The sequence below is a fragment of the Stenotrophomonas sp. YJH_SMC_123 genome, assembly GCF_059368215.1.
Genome location: NZ_JCAFRM010000004.1, coordinates 175,209 through 192,718, shown reverse-complemented (window position 1 = coordinate 192,718; position 17,510 = coordinate 175,209). Strand labels below are relative to the sequence as shown.

Genomic DNA, 17,510 nt, shown 5'->3' with positions numbered 1-17,510 from the left:
GTCGCAGCGGGTGGATCAGAAGCGGTAGTCGAAGCCCAGCGTGAAGTAGCGGCCGCGCAGGTCGTACTGGCTGAAGTCGTACGGCGCGCGGATGCCCGGGAACGAGGCATCGTACGGCGGCGTCTTGTCGGCCAGGTTCTGCACCTTGGCGTACACCGTCAGCTTGTCGATGCCGGTGTAGGCCAGGTACAGGTCGTACTGGCTGTAGCTGCCGACGCGCTGCTGCACGGCCTTGGCGGCGGTGCTGGCCTCCTGGCGGTAGCTGCTGGTGTAGTACCAGGTCACCGCGGCGTTGAAGTCGCCGTATTTCCAGTCCAGGGTGGTGGTGGCCTTGTCCTTGGGCAGGGTCGCGCCGAGGTTGCTGCCGGCGTAGTCGACCAGCGGGCCGCCGACTACGGTCGGGCGACGGTAGTCGCGCACGTGGGTGTAGGCGGAGGACACGGTGAAGTCGCCGAGCGCAGCGGTCGGGATGCGCTGGCGCAGCTCGACGTCGATGCCTGATGTCTTCAGCTCGCTCAGGTTCTGGTAGCGGTTGTAGACGGCCTGCAGCTTGCCGCGCTCGTCGCGCTGCACGGCGCCGGCCACGTTGTCGTTGACCAGGGTCTGGGTGTTGTTGGTGCCGACCAGGTTGTCCAGCTGGATGCGGTAGTAGTCCACGCTCAGGTTGGTGTTGGCCCATGGCGACAGCACCACGCCGAAGTTCACGCTCTTGGTGCGCTCGGGCTTCAGTGCGTTGTTGCCAACGGTGAAGAAGGTCGGATTCTGGCGCGAGCCCGGCACGTCCGGATCACGCGGGTCGGCCACGCTGCCGTAGGCGATGCTGGTGCTGTTGGAGTTCTCCGACAGCGACGGTGCACGGAAGCCCTTCGACGCCGATGCACGCACCAGCAGGAAATCGAGCGGCTGCCAGCGCAGGCCGATCTTCGGCGAGAACGCATCGCCGAAATCATCGTAGTGATCGGCACGCGCGGCGGCGGACAGTTCCAGGGTCGAGGCCAGCGGCACGTTCACTTCGGCGTAGGCGGCACTGACCTGGCGCTGGCCATGTACTTCGGCGATGGCCGGGCGCACCTGCAGGCCGGCATCGATCTGCCACGGGTTGTTGGAATCGAGCTTCTCGCGGCGCCACTCGGCACCGGCGGCGAAGCCGATCTCGCCGGCCCAGGTGTGGCCCAGGCTGCCGGAAATCTTCGCGTCGACGCCCTGCAGCTTGGACTCGGCCGGGCGCAGCGTGGCGATGTTGATCGAATCACGTACCGACTGCGGCGTGGCCGCCGGATTCAGCAGGTTGTAGCTGCCGGTGGCCAGCGCATCGGCCAGCGCCCAGCGATTGGCGAAGCCGCCGGACACGCTCTCACGCTCGCTGCTGCGTGCGCCGAATGCAGCCACTTCCCAGTCCCAGTTCGCAGTGGTGCCACGCAGGCCGAACACGCCGCGATAGGCGGTGGAACGGTTGGTCTTGATCGTGCCGCCGAGGTCGAAGAAGGTGTATTCGATCGGGATCGCACGGCCGTACGGGTTGTACGGATTGTTGGCCGGCAGCAGCGACGACACCGGTTCGGCCAGGCCACTGTTGGCGTTCAATGCGAAGCGGCCGCTCTCCAGGGTGAAGAACGGGCTGCTGCCGAACCACGCGGCACTCTTGATCTGGCTGTACAGCACTTCGCCGAAGGCTTCGACGTTGTCGTTCAGGCGGAAGGTACCGTTGGCATAGGCCTGGTAGCGCTTGGTCGAGGGGATCAGCGTGGTGAACGGGGCCTGGTTGAAGCCGCAGGTGTCGCCGGCCAGGCCGTCGATCGGCGCGCTGGCGACGCGGGTGGTACCGACCGGGCAGTTGCCGTTGGCGTCGAGCATCGGCACCGACACGCCGTTGACCAGGTAGCGCGCGCCCTTGGCCGACCAGCCGTTCCAGCGGCCGCCGGGCTTGTCGGTGTAGATGCCGCTCCTGGTCAGGTTGCGTTCGTCCTGGTCCAGACGTTCGCGGTTGTAACCCTGCAGGCTGAAGAGGATGTTGTAGCCATCGGTGTCGAGATCACCAAGGCCGCCGACGAACTTCATGTTCTGCTCGTGCAGGCCGCCCTGGTCGGCACCGCCGAAGCTGCCGCCGATCTCGGCGCCTTCGAAGTTCTGCCGGGTGATGATGTTGACCACGCCGGCCACGGCGTCGGAACCGTACACCGCCGAGGCGCCGTCCTTGAGCACTTCGATGCGCTCGACCGCGACCAGCGGCAGCGCGTTGAGATCAACGAACGTATCGGACAGGCCACCGGCCGGGAAGCCGTAGTTGGCCAGGCGGCGGCCGTTGAGCAGCACCAGCGTGTTCTTCTGCGACAGGCCGCGCAGGCCGATGCCGGCCGAGCCGGAGGCCCAGCCGTTGTTGGTGGTTTCGTTGCTGGCGTTGCCGGTGTTGGCCGAGATCGAACGCAGCACATCGGCCACGGTGGCCTTGCCGGTCTGTTCCAGCTGCTGGCGGCCGATCACCTGCACCGGGTTGGAGGCCTCGGTATCGGTGCGCTTGATGTTGGAACCGGTGACACGCACGGCGGCCAGGGTGCTGGCTTCGCCACTGGCGTCGGCGGAGGTTTCGGCGGCGGCGGACAAAGGCGCGGCCAGAGCGACGGCCAGGGCCGCCACGAGCAGGGTGTGCTTGGGCATGACGATGTGGGGGAGGTGGTAAGGGCGATGAAGTTCCGCAGTAGTCCATGCCTGGCCCGGGTCCGGCCAATAACATCTCTTCATACGGATATAAGAGAAACTATCATCTCTTCATCCGGATGGAAAGAGTTACTTCACGAGAGCCCGGCATCCGCTCAGGATGGCCGGCCACCTGCGGCGTACAATTGCGCCATGGAAATCTTCAAAGTCTTCATGCTCGAGGCGGCGCACCGCCTCCCCAACGTACCGCCGGGGCACAAGTGCGCGCGCCTGCACGGCCACTCGTTCCGGGTGGAACTGAAGGTCGAGGGCGAGCCGGGTGCGCAGACCGGCTGGATCATGGATTTCGGTGACGTGAAGGCGGCCTTCCAGCCGATCTACGATCGCCTGGACCATCACTACCTCAACGACATCCCCGGCCTGGAGAACCCGACCAGCGAGAACCTGGCGGTGTGGATCTGGAACGAGCTCAAGCCCGGCCTGCCGGCGCTGAGCGAGATCACCGTGCACGAAACCTGCACGTCGGGGTGCCGTTACCGCGGCCCCACTGCCTGATCAACCCATTGATCTGAAAGGTGTTTCAAAGGCGCCTTGGGCGCCTTTGTTATTTTTGTTGCATTGCCGCATCAAGGGCGTATGCTGCAATGCATCAAGCCACTCCCTGACGCCCCCCATGGCCGCCGCCTTCAGCGATCGCTTCAGTGATGCCACCCGCCAGCTCGCCGCCGCGGCAACGCGTGCGAACCGGTTGGCGTTGGAGAACGCGGAAAGCATGTTCGGCGTGCAGCTGAAGGTGATGGAGCGCAACCTGACTGCGACCGGCGGCTGGCTGGGTGAACTGGCCCGCGGCGAGGATGCGGCCGGGACGCTCTCCAAGGGCGCGCAGCTGTGGCAGGACAACCTGCAGCGGCTGGGCCAGGCCCAGCAGGACGTGGTCGGTCTCGGCCTGCAGGCCAGCAAGGCTTGGTCCGAGCTGGTGCAGGGCTACAACGAATCAACGGCGGACGCGAACAACCACTGACGCGACGCAACACTCATTGCGTGGGTCCCTCCCCCCACGCAATCCGGACCCGGCAGATCCCTCCCTCTGCCGGGTCTTTTTTTGCCTGTCGTTTGGATACCGAAGCGCGTCTTCGTGCGACGTCTCTGCAGGCTGAAGGGCCCCGCCGGGGCGGGCAGGGGTCTGGGCAAATGTCGCCCGGCGCCGGCCGTTGGCCGTCACCTCCTCCTTTACTTTGCCCAGACCCCTGCCCGCCCCGACGAGGCTCGGCGTGCGGTGAGGAGAGCGCAGCACGCGCGGCCGCCTTTCGAGGAAGCGCCGACAAACTCCGAACGCAGGGCGGAGGCCCTTGCGTACGAAGTAAAGGAGGAGGTGACGACCAACGGCCGGCGCCGGGGGACATTCGTACGCAAGGGTCTCCGCCCTGCGCCGCGCAGAATGCATCCGCCACACGCATGTCTTCGTCCTGATCCGCCGCGAACCGATGGGCCCTGCCCGCCCCGACGAGGCTCGGCTTCCGGCGAGGAGATCACAGCGCTCGCGGCCGCCTTTCAAGGAGGCGCCGGCGAACTCCGAACGCCGCGCGGAGGCCCTTGCGTACGAAGTAAAGGGGGAGGTGACGGCCAACGGCCGGCGCCGGAGGACATTCGTACGCAAGGGCCTCCGCCCGGCGCCACGCAGAATGAACCCGCCGCACGCGATGCAGGAAGGGCTCAGCGCCCGCGACCACCATGCCAGTGCTGGTGCCACGCCTGGAACATCAGCACGTTCCACAGGTGCGTGTGCCACTTGCGCTCGCCCCGCAGGAACGCCTCCCAGATACCACGCACGCGTGCCACATCGAAGCAGCCCTGATTGCGCAGCAGCTGCGGATCCAGCAGCGCCTCCGCCCAGTCGCGCAACGGACCAGCCAGCCAGCGCGCCATCGGCGGGCCGAAGCCGCGCTTGGGGCGGTACACCAGCGGTTCCGGCAGATAGCGCGCCAGCAGGTGCTTGAGGATCAGCTTGTGCTCGCCATCGTGGTACTTCAGGTGCTGCGGCAGCCGCCAGGCCAGGCGCACCACCTCCATGTCCAGCAGCGGTGCACGGGTTTCAACACCCGCCGCCATGCCCGCGCGATCAACCTTGGCCAGGATGCCCTCGGCCAGGTCCATGCGGAAATCCAGCAGCTGGATGCGCGCCTCGGCCGGCAGCGCCGTGTCCTGCTGCTGGAAGATCGTCACCGGTTCGCGCGCACCCAGCACCACCTGCGCCGGCTGCCGCCAGCGGGTCACGCGCTGCAGGTAGTGGCCTTCCACATCATTGGCAGCCACCTCGGCCACCAGGGCGCGCCAACCACCGAGGCGGCCGCGCTCGACGTTCATGCGGTTGCCGCTGCGCCGCGCCAGGTCGCGTACCCAGTCCGGCAGGCCACCACACAGGCGCGCATTGCGCAGCGCGCGGCCATAGCTGGGGTGGCCGAAGAACAGTTCATCGCCACCGTCACCGGTCAGTGCCACCGGCTTGCGCGCCCCCAGCAGTTCACTGGCCAGCAGCGTCGGCAGCTGCGAGGCGTCGGCGAAGGGCTCGCACCAGACCTGCGGCAGGCGCTGCAGCAGGTCCAGGCCCTGGCGCGCGTCCATGCGATGCAGGTGGTGTTGCACGCCCAGATGGCGCGCGACCTGCGACGCCCAGTCGCTCTCGTCATGCCCCGGATCGTCGAAGCCGACCGTCCACGCTTCGATCGGCAGGGTCGATTGTGCCTGCATCATCGCCGTCACCAGCGAGGAGTCGGTACCGCCGGACAGGAACGCGCCGCACGCCAGGGGCGAGTGCATGCGTGAGGCGATGGCCTTCTGCAGTACCGCTTCAAGCTGGTCGGTGGCCTGTTCCAGGCTCGGCGCCGGCTGCAGCGGCTCCTGCAGTGCACTCTGCATCGCGTCGCGTGCGCACCAGTAACGCGCGCCGCCCTGCGCGGCCTGGCTGGAGCAACCCGCGGCATGGTCGCTGAGATCGATACGCAGCATCGCGCCCGCCACCAGTTTGTGGATGCCACGGTAGATGGTGTGCGGCGCCGGCACATAGTCGTGGCGCAGCAGCAGGCTCAGGGCATCCTGGTCGATGCTCGGCGCGAAGCCGGCGAATGCCTGCAGCGCCTTCAACTCCGAGGCGAACAGGAACTGGCCCTGGTACCAGCCGTAATACAGCGGCCGCTCGCCCACCGGATCACGGGCCAGCCACAGCACGCGCGACTCCCGGTCCCAGACGCTGAAACCGAAGGCGCCTTCGATGCGCGACAGCGCCCGCTGCACGCCCCATTCGACGATCGCCTGCAGCAGCAGCCGCGCATCGCTGCAACTGCGGGGCAGATCGCGCAGCTGCGCCTGCAGGTCGCCGCGGTTGTACAGGCGGCCGTCCAGGCACAGCACGTAGCGACCGCAGTCCGAGCTCAGCGGCTGCAACGGCGTATCGGTCGGCGCCCGGCAATGGCCCAGCGCGAGGCCGGCCTCGGCGTCGGTCCAGTAGCCGATGCGGCCACGCCCACGCTGCTGCAGCGCGCGCAGCATCGGGGCCAGCTGCTGCAGCAGCTGCTCATCCTCGGCGGGCGGCAGCCAGGCCCCGACCACGCCGCTCATCGGAAGCCTCCGCACTGGCAGCGGCGGGACAGGTTCGGCAGGCAGGGGGCGGCGGGCGACATGGGGACGGCACGCGGAGCGGAGGAGACTCCATGCTCGGCGCGGGGGCGCGCGGCGTCAGTCGCTTTGCTGTCAGCGATCGTCACCAGCCGTATCACGAAGGTAACGTTTTGTAACAGCAACAGGCTATGCTGGCCGCCAAGTTGTTGCCGGGACTGAGACCCGGCCCGCGCGCCAGCAACCCCGGCTGAATGGCGCCCGCCCCCGGGACCCGGGCGGCCCGAAGGCTGGGATAGCATCGCCGCGCTCGTGCCGTGGCGGTACGTTTGCGCCCACGGAGGCCTTGGAAATGCTGGATATCGTACTGGTCGAAGACGATGCCCGCCTGGGAACGATGGTCAGCGACTACCTGCAACGGCATGGCTACCAGGTGGCCCACGAGCGCAGCGGCGAGCGCGCCGTGGCCCGGATCCTGGCGGAGAAGCCGGCCCTGGTGCTGCTCGATGTGGGCCTGCCCGACCAGGATGGTTTCGAAGTGTGTCGGCAGATCCGGCCCCACTATGACGGCATCATCTGCGTGCTGACCGCCCGTACCGACAACATCGACCAGGTGCTGGGCCTGGAACTGGGGGCCGACGATTACATCGGCAAACCCATCGAACCGCGGGTGCTGCTGGCCCGCCTGCGCGCCCACCTGCGCCGCCACCGCCGGGTCGAACCGCGTGACGGCAGCCTGCGCTTCGGCGAGCTGAGCATCGACCCGTCCACCCGCAACGTGCACCTGCAGGGCAGCCTGCTGGAGCTGACCACCGCCGAGTTCGACCTGCTGTTCCTGCTGGCCAGCAATGCCGGCCAGATCCTGGACCGCGACGCGCTGCTGCGCGGCCTGCGTGGCATCGCCTTCGATGGCCTGGACCGCTCAATCGATGCCCGCATCTCGCGCCTGCGCCGCAAGCTGGGCGACAATCCGGAGCAGCCGGAACGGATCAAGACCGTCCGTGGCCGCGGCTACCTGTTCAGCCGCTCGGCATGGGGATGAAACGCACACCGTCGGCGATGCGCGGCCACGCCTTCCACTTTCTGCGCTACGGCATCGGTTTCCTGGTCGCCCACCTGTTGTTGATCGTGCTGGGCCTGTGGGCCTGGGACGCCCTGCTGGAAGACCGCACCGAAGCCGGCCTGCAGGCCGAGATGCGCGGCACGCACGCGCTGCTGCAGCATCGCTTCGCCGAAACCCCGCGCGAGCAGTGGCCGGCACTGGCGCGCGAACTCGACGCCGATTTCGCCTATGCGCTGCGCATGGTGCCGCTGGCCGAGGCGGTGAAGGCGCTGCCGGCCAGCCAGCGCCCGCCGTTCAACAACGGCCGCGTACAGATCGATCTGGAGCACATGCGCAGCCTGCAGCGGATCGGCGACAGCGACTACGCCGTGATGCTGGGCCCGTTGGACGAGGCGCTGCCGGACGAAGGCTGGCAGGACAGCGAAGTATCCGGTGTGGCGATCCTGCTGCTGATCCTGATGGTGGCGGTGGCACTGCCGATGTACGTGATGGTGTACCGGCTGTGGCGCGACGTCTCGCAGTTGGCCCAGGCGGCGCGGCAGATGCGCGACGGCCAGCTGGATACCCGCGCGCCGCGCGCCGGCACCGCGCTGGTGCGGCCGTTGGCCAACGCCTTCAACCACATGGCCGAGCAGCTGCAGCAGCTGCTGGAAAGCCAGCGCGTGCTGGCCCAGGCGGTCGCGCACGAGGTGCGCACGCCGTTGGCACGGATGCGTTTCGGCCTGGCCGACCTGGAAGACACTGCGCTCGACGATGTGCAGCGCGATGCGCTGGGCGGGCTGCGCACCGACGTCGATCGGCTGCAGCACCTCACCGATGCCGGCGTCGAATACGCCGCACTGGGCCGCTGCCATCAGCTGACCCGCCAGCGCCTGCAGCTGGCGGCGCTGGTGCGCGGCGTGGTGGCCCAGTTCGCACCGTTGCCGATGCCGGTGCAGCAGGCGTTGTCGCCGGTGGGCCTGGTCAACGTCAACCGGCACATGCTGGAACTGGCGCTGCGCAACCTGCTCGGCAATGCGCTGCGTTACGCGCGTCGGCAGATCCGCATCGCCAGCACGGTCAATGACGGCTGGCTGTGCCTGCAGGTGGAGGACGACGGCCCCGGCATTGCACCGGAACTGCGCGGCCAGGTGCTGCAACCCTATGTGCGGCTGGACCCGGGCAGCCCCGGCTTCGGCCTCGGGCTGGCGCTGGTGCAGGTGGTGGCCGACAAGCATGGCGGCCAGGTCGAGGTGACCGATTCGGCGCTGGGCGGCGCCTGCATCCGCCTGCACCTGCCGCTGGAAACCGGCGGTGTCGTGGAGGCCGAGGCAGCCTGCTAGACCGCCGTTTCCGCGCGCGGCAAGGCAAACACGAACAGCGCGCCCCGTTCGCTGTCGCGCAGTTCGATGCGGCGGCCATGCAACTGCACGATGCGCTGCACGATCAACAGGCCCAATCCGCCGTTGTCGCCACGCCGCGCGCCGAGCGCGGCCGGTGCCTGGAACAGCTGGGTACGCAGCGCCGGGGCTACCCCGGGGCCATCATCGGCGACGCAGACCTCCACGCTGTCGGCGGTCGCGCGCAGGCGCACCTCGATCTGGCCACCCTCGGGTGCATGGCGCAGCGCGTTGTCGAGCAGGTTGGTCAGCACCCGCTCGACCAGGCCCAGGTCCGCACGGACCAGCGGCAGGCCGGGCGGAAACGCCGCGTGCAGCTGCTGGCCACGCGCCTGTGCCGCCAGTTCGAACTTCTGCAGCACGTCCTGCAGCAGCTCCGGCAGCGCGAACACTTCCCACTCCAGCCGCACTTCGCCGTGCTCCAGCCGCGCCAGTTCGAACAGCGCGCGCGCCAGCCGGCCGACCTTGGCGCTCTGTGCCAGCGCAATGCCGAGATAGCGGCGGCGCTCATCCGGTGACAGCGTGGCGTCCTTCAACGCCAGCGTTTCCAGGTAGCCGTGCAGCGACGACAACGGCGTGCGCAGGTCGTGCGAGATGTTGGCGACCAGTTCACGGCGCTGCAGATCCTGCTGGCGCAGTTGCTGCCACTGCTCGCCCAGCCGCTGCGCCATCTGCGCGTGCGCATGTTCCAGGATCACCAGTTCGTCGCGCTCACCAGCGCGCAGCGGCTCCGGCGGCGGCAGCGGCGTCGGCGCATCGATGTCAAAGGCCTGGATCCGCCGGGTCAGCCGCCGCAACGGACGCGTCACCCAGTAGAACGCGACCAGCCCGGCCAACAGGCCGAGGCTGCCGACCAGCACCACCGACCACAGCGTGGTGTTCCACTGGCTGCCGGCGGCAAGATCGTCGGCGAGCATCTGCCGGTGCTCGCCGACCAGCACCACGTACACATAGCCGGCCGGCCGGCCCTGCACGATCAATGGTGCAGCGCTGAACACCTTGCGGCCATCGGCGCTGCGCGGGTCATCGCCGAGGATCGGCAACGGTGCACCGGCCAGCAGGCGACGCAACGGCGCCACGTCCACCCGGTTGCGCACCAGATGTCCACTGGGTGCATCGTGACCGAGGATGCGGCCCTGGTCGTCCAGCAGGTAGACCTCGACGCTGGGGTTGACCGCCATCAGCTGGCCGAACAGCGCGCGCACCGCCGCATCGCGCATGCCGCTGGTGTCCATCAGTTCGCTGCGCTGGGCGATGTGTTCGGCCAGGCCCAGCGACAGCCGCTGCACGACTTCCTGCTCGTGGCGGGTGTTGGCACGCATCTGCAGTGCCAGCAGCGCCATGCAGCACATCAGCATCAGCGCGGCGGTCACCACCGCCAGCTTCTGCCACAGGTTCGGCTTGATCATGCCGCCGCCCCGGCCGGGTCGACCAGCTTGTAGCCGCGGCCCCACACCGTCAGCAACCGCCGTGGGTTGGCCGGGTCGGGTTCGATCTTGCTGCGCAGGCGGTTGATGTGGGTGTTGACCGTGTGCTCATAGCCATCGTGCTGGTAGCCCCAGACCTGGTTGAGCAGTTCCATGCGCGCGAACACCTGGTCCGGATGACGGGCGAAGAACAGCAGCAGGTCGAACTCGCGCGGGGTCAGTTCCAGCGTGTTGCCATCCACCGAAGCGGTGCGCGCGACCGGATCGAGCTGCAGCCCACCCAGCTCGATCGCGCCGGCATCGATGCGCGCGCTCTGCGCCATCGCCTCGGCGCGGCGCAGCAGCGCACGTACCCGTGCCACCAGTTCCGGCATCGAAAAGGGTTTTGCCAGGTAATCGTCCGCGCCCAGTTCCAGGCCGACGATGCGCTGCGTTTCACTGCCGCGCGCGCTGATGATGATGATCGGGACATACCGCGCCATCGCGCGCGCGCGCTGGCACACCTGCAGCCCGTCCACGCCGGGCAGCATCACGTCCAGCACCAGCGCATCCCACGGGCCGTCCTGCTCGAGCAGGCGCAGGCCGGCATCGCCGCTGGCGGCATGGGCGACGTCGTAGCCCTCATCACCCAGGTGCATGCGCAGCAGGTCGGCGATGTGGGCATCGTCTTCAACGATCAGCACGCGTTTGGTCGACATCGGCAGCTCGGGGCCAGTGGGGAGGCTGGCTGCATTGTGGCGCGGGACGGCCGCCGATACCTCACGAAAAATTGAATCCTGCGTGAGGATTCGTTGACCCGGGCGGGCGCAGCATGGCCCCGTCGCCCCTTCCCGGAGTCCGCCATGTCCCTCTCCCGCCGCCATCTGCTGGGCCTGGGCGGTGTCGCCACCGCCGCCGGCCTGTTCGGCCTGGGGGCCTGCAGCCGCGCCGCCCCGGCCGCCGCCGAAGCGGGCCCGTCGCGACAGTTCGAGGTCATGCACAGTGATGCCGACTGGCGCCAGCGCCTGACCCCAGCGCAGTACGCGGTGCTGCGCCAGCAGGCCACCGAACGGCCCTGGAGCAGCCCGCTCAACAAGGAACACCGGCAGGGCACCTTCGCCTGCGCCGGCTGTGCGCTGCCGCTGTTCTCCTCGTCCACCAAGTTCGAGAGTGGCACCGGCTGGCCCAGCTTCTGGGCCCCCCTGCACAACGCCATCGGCGAAGACCGCGATGTCACCTTCGGGATGCTGCGGGTGGAGGTGCATTGCCGCCGCTGCGGCGGCCATCTCGGCCATGTGTTCAACGATGGGCCACGCCCGACCGGGCTGCGCTACTGCATGAACGGTGCGGCGATGGTGTTCGTTCCCGGCGCCACGGATGGCACTGCCGACGGCTGGCGGGTGCCGGTCGGTTCTTCCCCTGCTTCCGGAGCCTGACGATGCTGCTGTTGCTGCTTGCCTATCTGGGGGGCGCGCTGACCCTGCTCAGCCCCTGCATCCTGCCGGTGCTGCCGTTCGTGTTCGCGCGTGCCGATCGCCCGTTCCTGCGCAGCACGCTGCCGCTGCTGCTGGGCATGGCGCTCACCTTCACCGTGGTCGCCAGCCTGGCCGCGGTGGGCAGCCAATGGGTGGCACAGGCCAACCAGGTCGGACGCTGGGTCGCCCTGCTGCTGATGGCGTTGTTCGCGGTCGCCCTGCTCTGGCCACGACTGGCCGACCACCTGCTGGCGCCGTTCCAGCGCGTGGGTGCCCGCCTGAGTGCGCGCGCCGATGCGGCGGATGCCGCGGGGCACGGCGGCGCGTGGACCTCGCTGCTGATCGGCATCGCCACTGGCCTGCTGTGGGCACCGTGTGCCGGGCCGATCCTCGGTCTGGTGCTGACCGGCGCCGCCCTGCATGGCGCCAGCGTCGGTACCAGTGCGCTGCTGCTGGCCTACGCACTGGGTGCGATCACCGCATTGGCGCTGGCGGTGTGGATCGGCGGCCGGGTGTTCCGCGCGATGCAGGCGCGGCTCGGCCTCGGCGATGCACTTCGCAAGGTGCTGGGTGTGGCCGCGCTGCTGGCCGTCGTGGCGATCGGCCTCGGCTGGGATACCGGCCTGCTGACCCGCTTGTCCACGGTCAGCACCGCGCGTATCGAGCAACGCCTGCTGGATGCAGTGCCCGGCGCGCAGCCGGCGGCACCGCCGATGATGATGATGGCCGGCGCCAATGCCGGTGCCGATGCAGCGCTGCCGGTGGAAGGCACGCTGCCCGCGCTGGACGGTGCCACTGGCTGGCTCAACAGCCCGCCCCTGAGTGCACAGCAGCTGCGCGGCAAGGTGGTTCTGGTCGATTTCTGGACCTATTCCTGCATCAACTGCCTGCGCGCGATGCCGTTCGTGCACGAATGGGAGCGACGCTACCGCGACCACGGCCTGGTGGTGGTCGGCGTGCACACGCCGGAGTTCGCCTTCGAGCGTGACCCACGCAACGTGATGAAAGCGGTGCAGCAGCTGAAGGTCGAGTACCCGGTGGCGCTCGACAACCAGTACACGATCTGGCGCGCCTTCAACAACCGCTACTGGCCGGCGCAGTACTTCGTCGACGCGCAGGGCAACATCCGCGGCCACCAGTTCGGCGAGGGCAACTATGCGCGCTCGGAACAGATGATCCGTCGCCTGCTGACCGAAGCCGGGCAGACCAATCTGCCGCCACCGGCCGATCCCGCTGCCGCCGGCCTGAAGGGCGTGGCCGTGCAGGCCGACATGGGCAACCTGCGTTCGCCGGAAACCTACCTGGGCCACGCCCGCGCCGAGCAGTTCGCCTCGCCCGGCGGGCAGCACAGCGACGCCGCGTTCGACTACACGCTGCCGGCCACCCTGGCGTTGAACCAGTGGGGGCTGTCCGGGCGCTGGACCGTCACCGATGAGGCCGCACAGCTGCAGCAGGCCGGCGGCCGCATCGCCTTCCAGTTCCATGCGCGCGACCTGCACCTGGTGCTGGCACCGAGCGAGGACGGCAGGCCGGTGCGCTTCCGCGTCTGGCTGGACGGCAAAGCGCTGCCCGCCACCGATGCCGGCAGTGATGTTGGTGCCGATGGCAGTGGCGTGGTCGACGAGCACCGCCTGTACCAGCTGGTGCGCCAGCGCGGCGCAGTTGGCCCGCATCGCTTCGAGATCGAGTTCCTCGATGCGGGCGTGCAGGCCTATGCCTTCACCTTCGGTTGAACCGGGAGGACATGATGAAACTCTCCTTTGAACAGGGCATCGCCGCCGGTGTGGCCGGCCTGGTGGCCACGGCCTTGATTGCCGGTGTGCTGCTGGTTGACCACGGCGCGATTGCGGCGCCGGTCGAGGCCAGCGCGCAGATCCAGGCACTGCCGGCCCCCACCGGCGATGCGGCGTTCCGCGATGACGCCAGCCACGCCAGCGTGGTGTTCGCCGGTGGTTGCTTCTGGGGTGTGCAGGGCGTGTTCCAGCACGTCAAGGGCGTGAGCAATGCCGTGTCCGGCTACATCGGTGGCAGTGCGGCCAATGCGCGTTATGAGCGCGTCAGCGGTGGCCAGACCGGGCATGCCGAAGCAGTGAAGATCGACTACGACCCGCGCCAGGTCAGCTACGGGCAGCTGATGCAGGTGTTCTTCTCGGTGGTGCACGACCCGACCCAGCTCAATCGGCAGGGGCCGGACCACGGCAGCCAATACCGCTCGGCGATCTTCAGTGACGACGCACGCCAGCAGGCTGCCAGCCGCGCCTACATCGCCCAGCTCGGCCAGGCCGGCAGCTACCGCGCGCCGATCGTCACCCAGCTGGTCAGCGGCCAGCGCTTCTACCCGGCCGAGAGCTACCACCAGAACTACATGACCAACTACCCGCAGGCGGCCTACATCCGCTACTACGACGCACCGAAGCTGGCCGCGCTGGGCAGGCAGTTCCCGGCGCTGTACCGGCGCGAGGCGGTGCTGGTGCCGATGCGGTAGCCGGCATTCCCCCTTGGGCTGACCGACGCTCGGCGGTGCTCTCTGTAGAGCCGAGCCCACGCTCGGCTGCTGTTGGCGGAGGTGCAGCCGAGCATGGGCTCGGCTCTACACACAGAAAAAGACGCACGGCCATCCAGCCGTGCGTTTGGGAAGTATCGGCCGTGCCCCGATCAGGCCCGGCCGACAACGACATGCTAGGCTCGCCATCATCATGGGTACAGCACCAGATGGTGGGAAATTCGATGGATACAGATGACCAGAGCGCGATGATCCCACCCCGCTACCAACGGCTGTCCGACGAGCTGGCCGAGGCCATCCACGGCGGACGCCTTCCGGTTGGCAGCCGCCTGCCTTCGCTGCGGCAGATGGCCCTGCAGCGCAGGCTCAGCCTGAACACGGTGATTGCCGCCTATCGCCAGCTGGAGGACGCCGGCCTGGTCATTCCGCGGCCCAAAGCCGGCTTCGAGGTGGCGCCGCGCTTGTCGGTGCCAGAGCGTTCGCTGCGTGATACCCCGTCCGCACCCACCGCACCACTGCAGCAGGTGCTGATGGCCCGCGTGCTGGAAGCACAGCGCCGCCCCGGTGTGATCGACCTGGCCTTTGCCGGTCCGCGCGGGCGCCAGTTCTATCCGGGCGCGCAGCTGGCCCGGCATACCGCACAGGTGCTGCGCCACGGCCAGCAGACGGTGGAGACCTACGCGCGCCCCAACGGCTCGCCACGGCTGCTGGCGCAGATCGTGCGGCGTGGCCCGCGCATGGGGCTGCACACCCACAGCGAACGCCTGCTGCTGACCCATGGTGCGATGGAGGGCCTGCAGCTGGCGCTGCGCGCGGTCACCCAGCCCGGTGATGCGGTCGGCATCGAGGCGCCGTCCTACTTCAACCTGTATCCGTTGCTGGCCAACCTCGGCCTGCAGGCCATCGAGCTGCCCACCCATCCGCAGCACGGACTGGATGTGGATGCGCTGGACGCGCTGCTGCAGCACACACCGCTGGCCGCACTGGTGGTGATGCCGACCGTGCACAACCCGCTCGGCTGCACCATGCCGACCGCCGCCAAGCAGCGCCTGGCCGAGCTGGTCAACGCACGGCAGCTGCCGCTGATCGAGGACGCGGTGTACGCCGAGCTGCAGTTCTGCGAACCGCCGGCGCCCCTGCTGAAGGCCTTCGATCGCGACGGCTGGGTGATGGTGGTCGGAGGTTTCTCCAAGACACTGGCGCCGGATTACCGCATCGGCTGGCTGGATGGCGGCCGCTTCGCCGAGCGCATCGCGCTGCTGAAATTCCAGTCCACCGGCGGCGAGCCGCAGCTGCTCGGTGACGCGGTCGCGGCGTATCTGGAAGCGGGCAGCTACGAGCACCACCTGCATCGCATGCGCCGGCTATACCGCGAACAGGTGGGACGGCTGCGCCAGCTGGTGGCCGAGCACTTCCCGGCCGGCACCCGCGCCACCGAACCGCAGGGCGGATTCCTGCTGTGGCTGGAACTGCCGGGCGTGGATACGCGCGAGCTGTTCGAGCGAGCGCTGCAGGAGGACATCGTGTTCATGCCCGGCCAGGTCTATTCACGTGGCGCGCGATACCGCCACTGCCTGCGGCTGTCGTGCTGCCAGACCCTGGATGCGCGCTTCATTGGCGCGGTGGAACGACTGGGCGCGATCGCGCGGGAGCTGGCGGCCGCAGCACGGTAGTGCCGGCCGCTGGCCGGCAACATCGGGATCACCGGGTGGATGCGGTTGCCGGCCAGCGGTCGGCACTACCCAGGATCACTCGAGCAGGTGCGCGCTCAGCGCTTCGCCATCCGCACCCGGCAGATGCGGCAGCCGTCCCCAGCACGGCATCGGCAGGCGCTGCTGCAACGTGGCGATGTTCTCATCCTGGCGCTGCATCGCCGGGTCGATGTGGTTGCCGATCCAGCCCAGGCACTGCACGCCGCTGGCCTGCAGCGACTGCGCAGTCAGCCGCGCATGGTTGACGCAGCCCAGCCGCATGCCCACCACCAGCAGCACCGGCAACTGCAGTGCTCGCACCAGGTCCAGCTGGTCCAGCGTGGCCGAGACCGGCGCCAGCCACCCACCGACGCCTTCCACCACCACGATGTCGGCCTGTGCGCGCAGTCGCGCGAACGCAGCCACGATCGGCGCCAGTTCCACCCGCACGCCGTCCTCGGCAGCGGCCAGCTCCGGTGCCAGCGGCTGCCGCAGCGCATACGGGTTCAGATCGGCATAGTCCGGCACCGGCCAGCTGGCCGCCTGCAGCGCCAGCGCGTCTTCGTTGCGCAGGCCCTGCCCCAGGTCTTCGCTGCCGCTGGCCACCGGTTTCATGCCCACCGCGCGCAGGCCGCGCCGGCGCAGCGCCTGCAGCAGCGCGGTGCTGGCCGCGGTCTTGCCGATCTCCGTATCGGTGCCGGTAATGAACAGGGCGGGCGGCAGCGTAGCGGGCAACGGCATCGATGGGCTCCAACAGGGCAACAGAGCGTGCATTATCGCCGGCCCGGCGCGCTTGCTAGACTGCGGGCATGTTCGCCAATGCCTCGCTTACCGGCAGCAAGCCGGAACAATACGCCCAGCTGCTGGAACAGGCCCGTGGCCTGGTCTACGCCGAGTCCGACCGCATCGCCAACGCGGCCAACCTCTCCGCACTGGTCTACCACGCCCTGCCCGACCTGAACTGGGTGGGTTTCTACCTGTACGACGGCACGGAGCTGGTGGTCGGCCCGTTCCAGGGCCTGCCGGCCTGCGTGCGCATCCCGCTGGACAAGGGCGTGTGCGGTGCCGCCGCCAGCCAGCGCGTGACCCAGCGCGTGGACGACGTCGATGCCTTCCCCGGCCATATCGCCTGCGATTCGGCCTCGCGTTCGGAACTGGTGGTGCCGCTGCTGCGCGGCGATGAACTGATCGGCGTGTTCGACATCGACAGCCCGAAGATCGGCCGCTTCGATGCCGATGACCAGGCCGGCCTGGAAGCCATCGCCCGCGTGTTCGTCGAGGCGCTGGGATGAGCGCACCGAAGCTGCGCAACATCGGCCCCAAGAGTGCAGCGTGGCTGCGCCAGGTCGGCCTGCGCAGCCGCGAGGACCTGGTTGCGACCGGCGCAGTCGGCGCCTTCGTCAAGGTCAAGCGCGCCGGCTTCAAGCCCAGCCTGAACCTGCTGTACTCGCTGGAAGGCGCGCTGCTGGACTGCCACTGGCAGGAACTGAGCGAGCCGCAGCGTGAGGCGCTGGTGCAGGATTACGAAGCACGCATCGCCGCGCATCCGCTGAAGGCGGCCGGCCCGGCGTCGGGTCCGGTGCATGAGCAGCGCTTCGATGCCGACGATGACGCGGAAGACAGCGTGACCGAGGATGCGGACGAGGATTGACTGCACCGGTAGTGCCGGCCGCTGGCCGGCAACTGCGTGGTCTTTTCAACGTTCCTGAGACTGCCGGCCAGCGGC

The 17,510-nt window shown here is 68.7% G+C and carries 15 protein-coding genes; 10 read left to right on the top strand and 5 right to left on the bottom strand.

The features are described 5' to 3' along the window. Nucleotides 1-15 precede the first annotated feature (15 nt). Nucleotides 16-2,655 (bottom strand): TonB-dependent receptor domain-containing protein, encoded by a 2,640-nt coding sequence (locus AC5P5W_RS11480; protein ID WP_197575087.1) that lies wholly within the window; start codon nt 2,653-2,655, stop codon nt 16-18. 192 nt (nt 2,656-2,847) lie between these two features. Between AC5P5W_RS11480 and queD the strand changes: the two genes are divergently transcribed. Together queD and AC5P5W_RS11470 are read left to right on the top strand one after the other, a co-directional pair. Further along, on the top strand, nt 2,848-3,210 hold the full coding sequence (gene queD, locus AC5P5W_RS11475; RefSeq protein WP_014645831.1) for a 6-carboxytetrahydropterin synthase QueD: 363 nt from the start codon (nt 2,848-2,850) through the stop codon (nt 3,208-3,210). Nucleotides 3,211-3,328: 118 nt separating this feature from the next. Beyond that, nucleotides 3,329-3,676: a phasin family protein gene (locus tag AC5P5W_RS11470; protein ID WP_014035870.1), complete on the top strand. Its 348-nt coding sequence runs from the start codon at nt 3,329-3,331 to the stop codon at nt 3,674-3,676. 692 nt (nt 3,677-4,368) lie between these two features. Here the strand turns inward: AC5P5W_RS11470 and asnB are convergent. Next, on the bottom strand, nt 4,369-6,270 hold the full coding sequence (asnB, locus tag AC5P5W_RS11465) for an asparagine synthase (glutamine-hydrolyzing) (RefSeq protein ID WP_053496209.1): 1,902 nt from the start codon (nt 6,268-6,270) through the stop codon (nt 4,369-4,371). Nucleotides 6,271-6,619: 349 nt separating this feature from the next. Between asnB and AC5P5W_RS11460 the strand changes: the two genes are divergently transcribed. Together AC5P5W_RS11460 and AC5P5W_RS11455 are read left to right on the top strand one after the other, a co-directional pair. Then, entirely contained in the window at nt 6,620-7,309 is a 690-nt protein-coding gene (locus AC5P5W_RS11460) for a winged helix-turn-helix domain-containing protein (RefSeq protein WP_014645829.1), read from the top strand. Next, entirely contained in the window at nt 7,306-8,652 is a 1,347-nt protein-coding gene (locus AC5P5W_RS11455) for an ATP-binding protein (RefSeq protein WP_197575085.1), read from the top strand. The genes AC5P5W_RS11460 and AC5P5W_RS11455 overlap by 4 nt, the downstream gene beginning before the upstream one ends. On the opposite strand, the gene AC5P5W_RS11450 is transcribed toward AC5P5W_RS11455, so the two are convergent. Further along, nucleotides 8,649-10,118 carry a sensor histidine kinase gene (locus tag AC5P5W_RS11450; protein WP_032959213.1) on the bottom strand — a complete coding sequence of 490 codons (1,470 nt, stop codon included), beginning with the start codon at nt 10,116-10,118 and terminating at the stop codon, nt 8,649-8,651. The genes AC5P5W_RS11455 and AC5P5W_RS11450 overlap by 4 nt on opposite strands. Then, nucleotides 10,115-10,834, bottom strand: a complete 720-nt coding sequence (locus AC5P5W_RS11445) for a response regulator transcription factor (RefSeq protein ID WP_014645826.1) — start codon at nt 10,832-10,834, stop codon at nt 10,115-10,117. Before AC5P5W_RS11445 ends, AC5P5W_RS11450 begins: the two co-directional genes overlap by 4 nt. Before the next feature lie 144 nt (nt 10,835-10,978). On the opposite strand from AC5P5W_RS11445, the gene msrB reads away from it, so the two are divergent. From msrB to AC5P5W_RS11425, 4 genes are all read left to right on the top strand, one after another. Continuing rightward, nucleotides 10,979-11,551 carry a peptide-methionine (R)-S-oxide reductase MsrB gene (msrB, locus tag AC5P5W_RS11440; RefSeq protein ID WP_197575083.1) on the top strand — a complete coding sequence of 191 codons (573 nt, stop codon included), beginning with the start codon at nt 10,979-10,981 and terminating at the stop codon, nt 11,549-11,551. 2 nt (nt 11,552-11,553) lie between these two features. Then, the gene (locus AC5P5W_RS11435; RefSeq protein WP_049441331.1) at nt 11,554-13,323 is read left to right on the top strand and encodes a cytochrome c biogenesis protein DipZ; all 1,770 of its coding nucleotides are present in this window, start codon (nt 11,554-11,556) and stop codon (nt 13,321-13,323) included. A 14-nt stretch (nt 13,324-13,337) separates the two neighbouring features. Further along, nucleotides 13,338-14,075, top strand: a complete 738-nt coding sequence (gene msrA, locus AC5P5W_RS11430) for a peptide-methionine (S)-S-oxide reductase MsrA (RefSeq protein ID WP_032959274.1) — start codon at nt 13,338-13,340, stop codon at nt 14,073-14,075. 242 nt (nt 14,076-14,317) lie between these two features. Next, nucleotides 14,318-15,766 (top strand): aminotransferase-like domain-containing protein, encoded by a 1,449-nt coding sequence (locus AC5P5W_RS11425; protein WP_014645822.1) that lies wholly within the window; start codon nt 14,318-14,320, stop codon nt 15,764-15,766. Between the two features lie 75 nt (nt 15,767-15,841). On the opposite strand, the gene bioD is transcribed toward AC5P5W_RS11425, so the two are convergent. Then, the gene (gene bioD / locus AC5P5W_RS11420; protein WP_041864050.1) at nt 15,842-16,525 is read right to left on the bottom strand and encodes a dethiobiotin synthase; all 684 of its coding nucleotides are present in this window, start codon (nt 16,523-16,525) and stop codon (nt 15,842-15,844) included. Between the two features lie 68 nt (nt 16,526-16,593). Between bioD and AC5P5W_RS11415 the strand changes: the two genes are divergently transcribed. Then, nucleotides 16,594-17,076: a GAF domain-containing protein gene (locus AC5P5W_RS11415; protein ID WP_014645821.1), complete on the top strand. Its 483-nt coding sequence runs from the start codon at nt 16,594-16,596 to the stop codon at nt 17,074-17,076. Beyond that, a complete protein-coding gene (locus AC5P5W_RS11410) occupies nt 17,073-17,435 on the top strand; it encodes a TfoX/Sxy family protein (protein WP_014645820.1) in 363 nt (120 codons plus the stop codon). Before AC5P5W_RS11415 ends, AC5P5W_RS11410 begins: the two co-directional genes overlap by 4 nt. The last annotated feature ends 75 nt before the right edge of the window (nt 17,436-17,510 follow it).

Coding starts and splice junctions, on each gene's coding strand:
- AC5P5W_RS11480 (WP_197575087.1), bottom strand. CDS start 2,655: ATGCCCAAGCACACCCTGCTCGTGGCGGCCCTGGCCGTCGCTCTGGCC.
- queD (WP_014645831.1), top strand. CDS start 2,848: ATGGAAATCTTCAAAGTCTTCATGCTCGAGGCGGCGCACCGCCTCCCC.
- AC5P5W_RS11470 (WP_014035870.1), top strand. CDS start 3,329: ATGGCCGCCGCCTTCAGCGATCGCTTCAGTGATGCCACCCGCCAGCTC.
- asnB (WP_053496209.1), bottom strand. CDS start 6,270: ATGAGCGGCGTGGTCGGGGCCTGGCTGCCGCCCGCCGAGGATGAGCAG.
- AC5P5W_RS11460 (WP_014645829.1), top strand. CDS start 6,620: ATGCTGGATATCGTACTGGTCGAAGACGATGCCCGCCTGGGAACGATG.
- AC5P5W_RS11455 (WP_197575085.1), top strand. CDS start 7,306: ATGAAACGCACACCGTCGGCGATGCGCGGCCACGCCTTCCACTTTCTG.
- AC5P5W_RS11450 (WP_032959213.1), bottom strand. CDS start 10,118: ATGATCAAGCCGAACCTGTGGCAGAAGCTGGCGGTGGTGACCGCCGCG.
- AC5P5W_RS11445 (WP_014645826.1), bottom strand. CDS start 10,834: ATGTCGACCAAACGCGTGCTGATCGTTGAAGACGATGCCCACATCGCC.
- msrB (WP_197575083.1), top strand. CDS start 10,979: ATGTCCCTCTCCCGCCGCCATCTGCTGGGCCTGGGCGGTGTCGCCACC.
- AC5P5W_RS11435 (WP_049441331.1), top strand. CDS start 11,554: ATGCTGCTGTTGCTGCTTGCCTATCTGGGGGGCGCGCTGACCCTGCTC.
- msrA (WP_032959274.1), top strand. CDS start 13,338: ATGAAACTCTCCTTTGAACAGGGCATCGCCGCCGGTGTGGCCGGCCTG.
- AC5P5W_RS11425 (WP_014645822.1), top strand. CDS start 14,318: ATGGATACAGATGACCAGAGCGCGATGATCCCACCCCGCTACCAACGG.
- bioD (WP_041864050.1), bottom strand. CDS start 16,525: ATGCCGTTGCCCGCTACGCTGCCGCCCGCCCTGTTCATTACCGGCACC.
- AC5P5W_RS11415 (WP_014645821.1), top strand. CDS start 16,594: ATGTTCGCCAATGCCTCGCTTACCGGCAGCAAGCCGGAACAATACGCC.
- AC5P5W_RS11410 (WP_014645820.1), top strand. CDS start 17,073: ATGAGCGCACCGAAGCTGCGCAACATCGGCCCCAAGAGTGCAGCGTGG.